The following is an 11,608-nucleotide window of genomic DNA, read 5'->3' on the forward strand; positions in this document are numbered from 1 at the left end:
CTCTCAGCCGGAGGCGCTACGCTCGCCCGCCATGAGTGCACGAACCGACTCCGACCCCCACAGCGACATAGAGGACCCGGACGAGGAGTACGGCACGCAGGACGCCCGCCGGGCCCGCTGGACGGCGACCGGCGCCGGCGCCCTGCTCACCCTCGCCGGTCTCGCCGCGTCCCTGATGCGCCTCACCGGCACCGCCCCGGTTCTCGTCCCGGCGGCCTACGCCCTCGGCGCCGCCGTCTGCGCCCTCGCCGCGCTGCTGGGCTCCCGCGGCCGTACCCGGCGCGCCCTGTGGCTGCTCATCGCCGGAGTGATGGTGATGGCGTTCGGCGACCAGCTGGACTGACGTGGCCTGACACCATCGTCGTTATTGTCCTGTGATCTGCCTCCCACTCATGTGAAAAGACGCACGAACGCGTCAAACGATCTTTCACGCCTGTAAGAGTGAGCCCACATTGCTCATACGTTCTTTGCGGGCTGTTCGGCTCTTGTACGGCTGTTCCCGGTCAAAGATCCACAATTCACCCCGGGAGCACGTCAGTGGCAGCCCTTGCACGATGGTGTGTGCGCAACCGCCTTCTCGCGGTCCTGCTCTGGCTCCTCGCCCTCGGCGGCACGGCCACGGCCGCCGTCGTCACCGGCTCGGCGTACTCCAACGACTACGAGGTCCCCGGCACCGAGTCCGGCCGCGCCGCCCAACTGCTCGCGGAGGGCTTCCCGGACCTCGGCGGCGACAGCGACACCGTCGTCTGGCACACCGCGTCGGGCACCGTCCGCGCCGCCGACGTCGAACAGACCATGACCCGCGCCCTGGAGAAGATCGCCGACCTGCCCGGCATCGCCTCGGTCTCCGGGCCCTACGACGACCAGGGCGCCGCGCGGATCAGCAAGGACGGGCACACGGCGTACGCCACGATCACCTTCGAGGACCGCGCCGAGGACATCGACAAGGCGCAGGCGCAGGCCGTCGTCGACGCCGCCAGGGCCGACGCCTCCGACGCCTCCGACGCCTCCGTCGGATCCGACGGGCTCCAGGTCGAGCTGGGCGGCGCCGCGATCGGGCTCACCGAGTCCTCCGGCGGCCATCTCGCCGAGGTCGTCGGCGTGGTCGTCGCCGCGGTCGTGCTGTTCCTGGCCTTCGGCTCGCTTCTCGCCTCGCTGCTGCCCATCGCCACCGCGCTGGTCGGCGTCGGCACCGCCTACGCCGGGATCGTCCTCCTCGGGCACGCCATGACCGTCGCCGACTTCGCGCCCATGCTCGGCATGCTCATCGGCCTCGGCGTCGGCATCGACTACGCCCTGTTCATCGTGACCAGACACCGCCGCGGGCTGAAACGGGGACGGTCGGTCGCCGAGGCCGCCGCGAACGCCGTCGCCACCACCGGACGCGCGGTCGTCTTCGCGGGCGCGACGGTGTGCATCGCCCTGCTCGGCATGCTGATCCTGCGCCTCGGCTTCCTCAACGGCGTCGCGATCGCCGCCTCGCTGACCGTCGTGCTCACGGTCGCCGCCTCCGTGACCCTGCTGCCCGCCCTGCTGTCCTTCATCGGCCCACGCGCCCTCAGCCGCCGCGAACGGCGCCGGCTCGCCGAGCACGGGCCCGGACCGGAGCTGCCGACCGGGTTCGCCGCCCGCTGGTCGGCGTTCGTGGAGCGCCACCCCAAACTGCTGGGCGCGCTGGCCCTCGTCGTCATCGCCGTCCTCGCCCTGCCCACCTTCTCCCTCCGCCTGGGCACCTCCGACCAGGGCAACGACCCGCAGTCCACGACCACCCGACAGGCCTACGACCTCCTCGCGAGCAGCTTCGGCGCGGGCGTGAACGGCCCGCTGACGCTGGTCACCCGCGTCGACGGCGCCGAGGACCGGCTCGCCCTGGACAACCTCGACGCAGCGCTGCGCACCACCGAGGGCGTGGCGTCGGTGACCCCGGTGACCTTCGACTCCGGCGGACACACCGCGTACCTCACCGTCGTGCCGGACTCCGCCCCGCAGTCACAGCGCACCAGCGACCTCGTCGAACGGCTGCGCACCGAGGTGCTGCCCCGCGCCGAGGCCGGCACCTCCCTGGACGTGCAGGTCGGCGGGGTGACGGCGGGCTACGACGACTTCGCGGACGTCATCGTCGGCAAGCTGCCGCTGTTCGTCGGCGTCGTCATCGGCCTGGGCTGTCTGCTGCTCCTGCTCGCCTTCCGGTCCGTCGGCATACCGCTGAAGGCCGCCGTGATGAACGTCGCCGCCGTCGCCGCCGCCTTCGGAGTCGTCGTGGCGATCTTCCAATGGGGCTGGGGCAGCGAACTGCTGGGCCTGGGCCGCGCCGGGCCGATCGAGCCCTTCCTCCCCGTGATCATGGTGTCCGTCCTCTTCGGGCTCTCCATGGACTACCAGGTCTTCCTCGTCAGCCGGATGTACGAGGAGTGGCTGGAGACCGGCGACAACCGGCGCGCCGTCCGGGTCGGCCTCGCCGAGACCAGCCGGGTGATCAACTCCGCCGCGGTCATCATGATCTCGGTCTTCCTCGCCTTCGTCCTCAGCGGCGACCGGGTGATCGCCATGTTCGGCATCGCGCTGGCCGCCGCCGTCACCCTCGACGCCTTCGTCCTGCGTACGCTGCTGGTGCCCGCGCTGATGCATCTGCTGGGCGCCGCCAACTGGTGGCTGCCGCGCCGGCTGGACCGGTGCCTGCCGCGCATCAGCATCGAGCCTCCCGAGTGCCGCGCCGCCCATGAGAGGCTCACCGAGGTCGTGGCGGAACTGGAGAAGGAGCGACAGCCGGATGTACGCGATATCGCTGGGTGACGACGGAGCCGAACTGCGTCCCCTGGAGCCCTGGCACGCGGAGGAGTTCCTCGCGCATCTCGACCGGGGCCGGGGCTTCATCCAGCAGTACATCTCCTTCGGGTCGAAGGAGACGGACATGGCCTCCGCCCGCGCCCTGCTCCAGCGGTACGCCGATCTGCGCGCCGCCGACACCGGCTCCCTGCACGGCCTGTGGCTGGACGGGACGCTCGTGGGCGGTGTGCTCTTCCTCAACTTCGACGCGGAGCGCGGGAACTGCGAGGTCGGCTGCTGGCTGGAGCCCGCCGGCACCGGCCGCGGCCTGGTCACGAGGGCCATGCGCGTGCTCATCGACTTCGCCGTCGAGCAGCGTGGAATGCACCGGATCGAGTGGATAGCCGCCTCGGGGAACCAGCCCAGCCTGAACGTCGCCCGGCGACTGGGGATGACCCGCGACGGTGTGCAGCGCGAGGCGCACCCCTATGGTGGGGTCCGGCACGACCTCGAGATCTGGTCCGTGCTGGCCCAGGAGTGGCGCGACGCACGCGCGCGTGCCGCTCACAACGATCATTAAGGGACCTCTCAGAGAGCGTCCGTACGGTGCGGGGTTATGGGAACCAAGACTGTTGACGAGGCCGGCGCAGAGACCGGCGCCGAGGCGAAGCGCGACGAGGAGACGGTGGACGTCACGAAGACCGACGCGTCGGACGAGGCCACCGAGGTCACCGAGGCCGGGAGCGACGCGGAGAACGAGTCGGACGCTGCCGCTGCCGCTGCCGACGACGACATCGAGGACGACGACGAGCTCCTCGCGGCGGAGAGCGACGGCACGACGGACGGTCCCACCGGGGTCGGCCAGGGCGCGGGAGCCGTCGTCTCCGCCGCGCTCGGCGTCGTGTCGCTGACCGGCGGCTGGATCGGCACCGTCGCCGCCGCGCGCGAGACGCTCGTCGGCCAGTTGCAGACGTCGTCCACGGCGAGCGTCGCGACCCAGATCAAGGAGGTCTACGGCGACGCCTGGCAGACCACCGCGCTGTGGGCCGGCCTGTTCGCGCTGACCGCGCTGATCATCGGCGTCGTCGTCCTGGCCCGCCCCGCCTTCGGCGCCCCGGCCAGGCCCCAGGCCCCCTGGATCAAGTCCGTCGCCTGGGCCGGCGTGGCGCTCGGCGTCATCGGCCTGCTCCTGGCCGTGCTCAAGTACACCGACGCCCTGCTCGGCCTGCCCTCGGCAAGCTGAGACCCGCAGGTCACGAGGGGCCTTAGGTCGACCGTAAGCACCTTACGGCCGGCCTGAGGCCCCTCACGCGCGTCTAAGGCCCCGCCCGCCGCCGAAGATGCGGCATGCTCCCGATGTGGCGCACCCCCCTGCGAGACGAAGGTTGAGGCATCGCACCGAGCGAAGCCAGAACCACGGAACTCCAGACTTCAGGGGACCCACCATGTACGAGTACGAGCTCCAGCAGGCCCGTTCCGCCGAGCTGATCCGCCGGGCCGAGCACGAGCGGCTGGCCCGCGAGGCCGTCCGCACCCGCCGCGCCGCCCGCCGCGAGGCCGCCGAAAGCGCCGCGGGCCGCACCGCCGGACGCTCGGACGGCGACGCCGCCGAGAGCGACCCGCACAGTCGCCGCTCCCCCCGGTCGAGGTTCGCCCGGTTCGCCCGACCGGCATGACCGGGGGAGGGCGAGCGGGAGGGCAGGCGGGCGGCCGCACGGGGGACGGCCGCCCGCACCCGGGGATCCCGGTCCCGGCTCTGCCCTCGGCTATATCCGCTGGGGCGGGGTCGGGCCGCTGTGCGATGCTCGCCCCCGTGGAGACCAGGTCCGTCAGTCCCGTCTTCGTCGGTCGTGCCGACGAGTTGGACAACCTGAACGACGCCCTCACCCGCGCCGCCGCGGGAGAGCCCCAGGCGATTCTGATCGGCGGCGAGGCAGGGGTCGGCAAGACCAGGCTCGTCGAGGAGTTCGCCGCGGCCGCCTGCCGCCGGGGCGCCGTCGTCGCGCTCGGCGGATGTGTCGAGATCGGCGCCGACGGGCTGCCGTTCGCCGCGTTCTCCACCGCCCTGCGCGCCCTGCGCCGCGCCCTGCCGGACGAACTGGCCGCCGCCGCGGCCGGCCAGGAGGAGGAACTCGCCCGGCTCCTGCCCGAACTCGGCGAGACCCTGACCGCCCTGACCGCCCGCGGCCCCGGCCGCCCCGAGGAAGAGGGCATGGCCCGCCTCTTCGAGCTCACCGCCCGGCTCCTGGAGCACGTCGCCGCCGACCGCACGGTCGTCGTCGCCCTGGAGGACCTGCACTGGGCCGACGCCTCCACCCGCCACCTCCTGTCCTACCTGCTGCGCACCCTGCGCACCGGCCGTCTCGTCGTCCTCGCCACCTACCGCGCCGACGACATCCACCGCCGCCACCCGCTGCGCCCCCTGCTCGCCGAACTCGACCGGCTGCGCACCGTGCGGCGCCTCGAACTGGACCGCCTCACCCGCGACGAGGTCTGCCGTCAGATCGCCGGCATCCTCGCCGCCGAACCCGCCCCCGACCAGGTCGACGACATCTTCGAACGCTCCGACGGCAACGCCTTCTTCGTCGAGGAACTCGCCGTCGCCGCCCACGAGGGCTGCTGCACCGGCCTCACCGACTCGCTGCGGGACCTGCTGCTCGTCCGCGTCGAGGCGCTGCCCGAACGCGCCCAGAGCGTCGCCCGGATCGTCGCCGAGGGCGGCTCCACCGTCGAGTACCGGCTGCTGGCCGCCGTGGCCCGGCTCACCGAGGACGACCTCATCGAGGCGCTGCGGGCCGCCGTGAACGCCAACCTCCTGCTCGCCACCCCCGACGGCGACGGCTACCGCTTCCGGCACTCCCTGGTCCGCGAGGCCGTGAGCGACGACCTGCTGCCCGGCGAACGCTCCCGCCTCAACCGCCGCTACGCCGAGGCCCTCCAGAGCGACCCGACGCTGGTCCCCGCCGACGAGCGCGTCATGCGGCTGGCCAGCTACTGGTACCACGCCCACGACCCGGCCAAGGCGCTCCCGGCCGTCCTCGACGCCTCCGTCGCGGCCCGCTCCCGACGCGCCCACAGCGAGCAACTACGGCTCCTGGAACGGGCGATGGAGCTATGGGACACCGCCCCCGAGGACGTACGGTCCCGGCTGCGCCCGGTCGACTACACCGAGGTCTACCCTCCGTGCGGCTGCGACCCCGCCACCACCCCGCTGCACTACCTCGACCTCATGGCCGAGGCCGCCGTCGCCGGCCGCCTGTGCGGGGAGCGCGAACGCGCGTTGAAGATCACCAAGCGGGCGCTGCGACTGCTCCAGGACGAGTCCGACCCTCTGCGCTCCGCCTGGTTCTGGGTGCAGCGCGGCCAGCTGGTCCACGCCCTGGGCCGGGGCAGCGGCCGCGAGGAACTGGCCGCCGCGCAGGACCTGGTGCGCGGCCTGCCGCCCAGCGAGGTGCACGCCGACGTGCTCGCCCACGCCGCCAACTGGTCCATGGTCCACGCCGCCGGCCCCGACGCCTACGCCGCCGCCGAGCGCGCCGTGGAGTACGCCCGACTGGTCGGCGCCCGCGAGACCGAGCTCAACGCCCGCCAGGTCCTGGGCAACCTCATGGTCGACGCCGGCCACATCGAGGCCGGCCTCAGGGAGCTGCACGACGTCAAGGACCGCGCGCTCGCCGAGCGCTTCCCCGCCGTGGCGCTCGACGCCTACGTCAACCTGCCCTCCCAGCTGGAGGCGGTCGGCCGCTCCCGGGAGGCCGTGCCGATCCTGGAGGAGGGCCTGGCCTTCGCGCAGCGCGACGGCGTGCCCGACACCAAGGCCTGGGTGTGGGGCAACCTCGCCGAGTCCCTCCTCTCCCTGGGCCGTTGGGACGAGGCCGACCGCGCCTGCACCGCCGGGCGGGTCGGCCAGGGCATGGTGGTCCGCGGCGTCCACGCCACCCTGTGCGCCGAACTCGCGCTGGCCCGTGGCGACCTCTCCGAGGCCGCCGGCCGACTGGCCGCGGCCCAGGGCTTCTTCGGCTCCCACGAACGCGCCCCCCAGCACCATTTCCCCCTAGTCCGCCTCGCCATCGGACTCGCCGCGGTCCAGGGCCGTCCCCTGGACGCCCGGGCCGACCTCGAACGCGTCCTCGACCACGGCTTCCCGCCCGGCGCCCAGCGCTACGCCTGGCCCCTGCTGCTCGCCGGGGCCGCCGCCGAGGCCGACTCCGGTACGCGATCCCCCGCCGAGCTGCTGGAACGCATCCGCGGGGCCGCCGGACAGCTCGCCACGATCGTCCCCGTCTGGCAGGCCCACGAACGCTGGGTGCGCGCCGAACTCCTGCGCGCGCAGGGCCGTACCGACCCGGAGGACTGGTCCGAGGTCGTCGCCGCCTTCGAACGCCTGGAACGCCCCTACGACCTCGCCCGCGTCCGGCGCCGCCTGGCCGAGGCGCTCCTCTCGGCCGACGGCGGCGACGACCGCGACCGCGCCGCCGAACTGCTGCGCCTCGCCCACGCCGTCGCCGACCACCTGGGCGCCCGCCCGCTCGCCGACGAGGTCGCCCTCCTCGCCCGCCGCGCCCGCCTCTCCCTGGCCCCCGCCCCCGTCGCCCCCCTGGAGTCCCTCGGCCTGACCAGCCGCGAACACGACGTCCTCCGTCTGGTCTCCGCCGGCCGCACCAACCGCCAGATAGCCGAGGAACTCTTCATCTCCCCCAAGACAGCGAGCGTCCACGTCTCCAACATCCTCGCCAAACTGAACGTCTCCGGCCGCGGAGAGGCGGCGGCCATGGCCCACCGGCTGGGATTGTTCCCGGCGGGGGCCGAGGACCGGCTGATCGCGCGATAATGGGCACAGACCACAAGGGAGGAGCCGTGTTGTACCAGATCGAATTCACCGAACGTGCGGCAGCACAGCGCGACACGCTGCCCGAGGATCGGCGCAAGCTCTTGGAACGCGGTCTGCTGAAGCTCGCCGAGGACCCGTACACGCCGGTGTCGCAGGCAGTGAGCGGCGAGGACATCCGCGTCGTGTCCGTCTCCCCGGGGCTGACCGTCGACTACATGGTCCACCGGGCCTTTCTGATCCTGGTGTCCGTGGCGATCCTCGACCAGTCCCTCCTCGACGAGTAGGCCGCTCAGCTCACCTTCAGTTCCAGGATCCGGTCGTCGTCCTTCTTCGGGGCTCCCCGGCCGTCCGTGTTGCTGGTGGTGACCCAGAGTCTGTCGCCGCCCGCCGAGACGACCGTGCGCAGTCGGCCGTACTCGCCCTGGAGGAAGGACTGCGGGTCCGCGGAGGCGGTCGTGCCCTTCAGGGGGATGCGCCACAGGCGCTGGCCCTTGAGGCCCGCCATCCAGATCGAGCCCTCGGCGTAGGCGATGCCGCTGGGGGAGGCGTCGTCGGTGTGCCACTGGGCTATCGGATCGCGGTACTTCGCGTCGTCGGACGCGCCCTCTGCATTCGGCCAGCCGTAGTCCGCGCCTGGCACGATCGCGTTCAGCTCGTCCCAGGTGTCCTGGCCGAACTCCGAGGCGAACAGCCGCTGCTTGGAGTCCCAGGCCAGCCCCTGCACATTGCGATGGCCGTACGAGTACACCGGGGAGTCCGGGAACGGGTTGCCCGGGGCCGGTTCGCCCTCGGGGGTCAGCCGCAGGATCTTGCCTCCGAGGGACTTCTTGTCCTGGGCCAGCCCCCGATCGCCGCTCTCGCCCGTGCCCGCGTAGAGCATCCCGTCCGGGCCGAAGGCGATCCGGCCGCCGTTGTGGATCATGCCCTTGGGGATGCCCTTGAACACGGTGTCCGGCGCACCCAGCTGATCGCCCGCGGGCCGCTTCGGGTCGTAGATCACGCGGACGATCCGGTTGTCGGAGGCCGACGTGAAGTACGCGTAGATCATGTGGTCCGAGGCGTAGTCGGGGGAGAGGGCGAGGCCCAGGAGGCCGCCCTCGCCGGCCGCCGAGACGCCCGCCACTTCGCCCAGCTCGGTCTTCTCGCCCGTCTTCTCGTCGACGAGCGTGATCGTCCCCTGGTCGCGGGAGGCGACCAGCAGGCCGCCCTCGGGGAGCGGGGCGAGGCCCCACGGGGTGTTCAGGCCCTCGGCGACCGTGCGCACCACCGTCACCGCGCCCTTGGCCGGCGGGGTCTCCTCGGCGGACGGGGAGGACGCCGCCGACGTCGCTCCGCTCGGGGACGCGTCGGCGCCGCCGTCCGCCGACCCTCCGCCGTCGGAGGAGCAGCCGGCCGTCAGCAGGAGGGCGTTCGCGGCCAGCACGGCCAACACGGCGGACACGGTTCGACGGTGCACGATCATGGTCCCTTCCCTCGTCCCCTCGACAACCCCTCGTCCCTTCGACGACCCTTCGACGCGGCGGTTCCAGCGGCGGCTTCCCCCTGTCCTACGCGGCACGCGCCCCAGGGGTTCCCGATCACCGCCGATCCGACCCGAAAGCGGCACTCACCCGGCAGGCACCCGCCGCTCACCCGCCACTCGACCGGCGCTCACTCCCACGATCCCTGTGCCCCGGGCAGCTCCGCCACCTCGGCCAGGTCCCGCGCGCTCAGCCGCAGTCCGGCCGCCCCCGCGTTCTCCGTCGCCCACCGCTCCTGCTTGGACCCCGGCACCGCCACCACGTGCCGGCCCTGCGCCAGCACCCACGCCAGCGCCACCTGCGCGGCCGTCGCCCCTTCCCCGTGCCGGGCCGCCACCCGGCGCAGCCCGGCCACGATCGGCTGGTTCGCGGCCATCATCTCGGCGGTGAAACGGGGGTGCCGGGCGCGCATGTCGTCCGGTTCGAAGCCCTCGCCCGGGGTCAGCGTGCCGGTGAGGAAGCCGTTGCCGAGCGGCATCGCCGCCAGGAAGCCGACCCCGCGCGCGGCGCACCACGGCAGCAGGGCGTCCAGCGCCTCCGGCGACCACACGGACAGCTCCGCCTCCACCGCGCTCACCGGGAAGACCTGCTGGACGCGTTGCAGCTGCCTGATCGTCGGGTCGTACAGCCGCCCGCTCGTGCGTCGGCCGCCCCGCGCGCCCACCGCGCACAGCCCCAACGCCCGCACCTTGCCCGCCTGTACGAGCTCGGCCATCGCGCCCCAGGTCTCCTCGACCGGGACCTCGGGGTCGGCGCGGTGCAGCTGGTAGAGGTCGATGACCTCCGTCTGCAGTCGCCGCAGCGACGCGTCGCAGGCCCGTTTCACATACCCGGGACGGCCGTTGGCCACGATGTGCTGCTCGCCCACGAGGAGGCCGACCTTCGTCGACACGAACGCGTCCTCGCGCCGCTCCTTCAACGCCCGCCCCACCAGCAGCTCGTTGGTGAACGGGCCGTACATGTCGGCGGTGTCCAGCAGGGACGAGCCCAGATCCAGCGCCCGGTGCACCGCCCTGAGGGATTCGTCGCCCCGTCGCCGGGACCCGCTGTAGCCCCAGCTCATCGGCATGCACCCGAGTCCGACGGCCCCCACCGCGAGCGCCCCCGCGCCGATCGTCCTGCGCTCCACCTGCTCGTGACCCTCTCTCTCCCGACCCCCCAACCTAACCTCTGCACACGCGCGTGCAGCACATAGCCTCCTGACCATGACCTTCGACACGCCCCGAGACGTATGGCTGCCCATCCCGCCCGACGAGATCGACGGCCTTCCGCCGGGCCTCGACTACCTGTTCTGGGACGGGGGAGAGGCCGGGGACCAGCCGTTCCCCGGCGACCCCGCGCGCTGCGCCGTGTACGTGGTGCCGTACATGAAGCGGCAGGACGTGAAGGTGCGGCCGCTGCGGGAGATGCGCGGCCTCCGGCTCGTGCAGACGCTCACCGCCGGCGTCGACGACATCACCGGGCGGCTGGCGGACCTCCCTGACGGCGTCCGGCTGTGCAACGCGCGCGGGGTGCACGAGGCGAGCACCGCCGAGCTCGCGCTCACCCTGACCCTGGCCGCCCTGCGCGGGATCCCCGAGTTCGTGCGGGGGCAGCAACAGGAGCGGTGGCAGACCGAGTTCCACCCGGCGCTGGCCGACAAGAGCGTCCTCGTCGTCGGCTACGGGGCGATCGGCGCGGCCATCGAGGACCGGCTCGTGCCGTTCGAGGTCGCGCGGGTGGCGCGCGTCGCGCGCTCCCAGCGCACGACGGAGCGCGGGCCCGTGCATCCGTTCACCGAACTGGCCGCCCTGCTCCCCGAAGCGGACGTCGTCATCCTGTCGACGCCCCTCAACGACACCACCCGCGGCCTGGTGGACGCCGAGTTCCTGGCCCGCATGAAGGACGGCGCCCTGCTGGTCAACGTCGCACGCGGCCCGGTCGTCGACACCAAGGCGCTGCTGGCCGAGCTGGAGAGCGGCCGCCTCACGGCCGCCCTGGACGTCACCGACCCCGAACCCCTGCCCCCGGGCCACCCGTTGTGGCACGCGCCCGGCGTGCTGATCAGCCCCCACGTCGGCGGACCCACCTCCGCCTTCCTGCCGCGCGCCAAGCGCCTGTTGGCGGATCAGTTGAGCCGTTTCGTGAACCGGGAGCCGCTGCGCCACGTGATCCTTACGACGGGCACGGCCGACGGACCGTGACGACGACGGCAGACCTGTAGTCCGGTTCAGGCACCCTCCGCAGTCCCCCGGACGCGGTCCGTACGCATATGCCGATGATCGTCACGGAGCGTAGAGGAACTATGTCCCTGAGTGACGAGACTGGTGTATCGTCCCGACAGGGGCGCGCCGCGCACGTTCGGCGCCGGGGTTGGACATTTCAGACTTGTGAGGGGGGCGACGGGCGATGCACGGCCTATGGACGAACGATCCGACGCGGCGGAGCCGCCGCCGGCGACCCTGGCGCACGGCGACGCGCGGACGCGGTCACGGCACTCACGGCATGCACG

The 11,608-nt window shown here is 72.8% G+C and carries 10 protein-coding genes; 8 read left to right on the plus strand and 2 right to left on the minus strand.

What is annotated here, in order from left to right; all coding sequences use genetic code 11:
- Positions 1–31: 31 nt before the first annotated feature.
- The 7 genes from OG562_RS30220 to OG562_RS30250 all read left to right on the plus strand — a co-directional run bounded on the left by OG562_RS30220 (position 32) and on the right by OG562_RS30250 (position 7,881).
- Positions 32–343 carry a hypothetical protein gene (locus OG562_RS30220; RefSeq protein ID WP_266403446.1) on the plus strand — a complete coding sequence of 104 codons (312 nt, stop codon included), beginning with the start codon at positions 32–34 and terminating at the stop codon, positions 341–343.
- 194 nt (positions 344–537) lie between these two features.
- Entirely contained in the window at positions 538–2,793 is a 2,256-nt protein-coding gene (locus tag OG562_RS30225) for an MMPL family transporter (RefSeq protein ID WP_266403449.1), read from the plus strand.
- Positions 2,771–3,346: a GNAT family N-acetyltransferase gene (locus OG562_RS30230; RefSeq protein WP_266403451.1), complete on the plus strand. Its 576-nt coding sequence runs from the start codon at positions 2,771–2,773 to the stop codon at positions 3,344–3,346. Before OG562_RS30225 ends, OG562_RS30230 begins: the two co-directional genes overlap by 23 nt.
- Positions 3,347–3,382: 36 nt before the next feature.
- Positions 3,383–4,009: a hypothetical protein gene (locus OG562_RS30235; RefSeq protein ID WP_266403454.1), complete on the plus strand. Its 627-nt coding sequence runs from the start codon at positions 3,383–3,385 to the stop codon at positions 4,007–4,009.
- 202 nt (positions 4,010–4,211) lie between these two features.
- Positions 4,212–4,442: a hypothetical protein gene (locus OG562_RS30240; RefSeq protein WP_266403456.1), complete on the plus strand. Its 231-nt coding sequence runs from the start codon at positions 4,212–4,214 to the stop codon at positions 4,440–4,442.
- 125 nt (positions 4,443–4,567) lie between these two features.
- Positions 4,568–7,597, plus strand: coding sequence for a helix-turn-helix transcriptional regulator (locus OG562_RS30245; RefSeq protein WP_266403458.1), 3,030 nt, complete (start codon positions 4,568–4,570; stop codon positions 7,595–7,597).
- Positions 7,598–7,623: 26 nt separating this feature from the next.
- A complete protein-coding gene (locus OG562_RS30250; RefSeq protein WP_266403461.1) occupies positions 7,624–7,881 on the plus strand; it encodes a type II toxin-antitoxin system RelE/ParE family toxin in 258 nt (85 codons plus the stop codon).
- Between the two features lie 5 nt (positions 7,882–7,886).
- On the opposite strand, the gene OG562_RS30255 is transcribed toward OG562_RS30250, so the two are convergent.
- Positions 7,887–9,059: a sorbosone dehydrogenase family protein gene (locus tag OG562_RS30255; RefSeq protein ID WP_266403464.1), complete on the minus strand. Its 1,173-nt coding sequence runs from the start codon at positions 9,057–9,059 to the stop codon at positions 7,887–7,889.
- A gap of 188 nt (positions 9,060–9,247) precedes the next feature.
- Positions 9,248–10,246, minus strand: a complete 999-nt coding sequence (locus OG562_RS30260) for an aldo/keto reductase (protein ID WP_266403466.1) — start codon at positions 10,244–10,246, stop codon at positions 9,248–9,250.
- A gap of 76 nt (positions 10,247–10,322) precedes the next feature.
- Here OG562_RS30260 and OG562_RS30265 point away from each other — a divergent pair, with 76 nt between their 5' ends.
- Entirely contained in the window at positions 10,323–11,300 is a 978-nt protein-coding gene (locus tag OG562_RS30265; protein ID WP_266403469.1) for a 2-hydroxyacid dehydrogenase, read from the plus strand.
- Positions 11,301–11,608 lie beyond the last annotated feature (308 nt).

Origin of the sequence: Streptomyces sp. NBC_01275 (genome assembly GCF_026340655.1) — a bacterium.
In the GTDB taxonomy this organism is placed as follows: Bacteria; Actinomycetota; Actinomycetes; order Streptomycetales; family Streptomycetaceae; genus Streptomyces.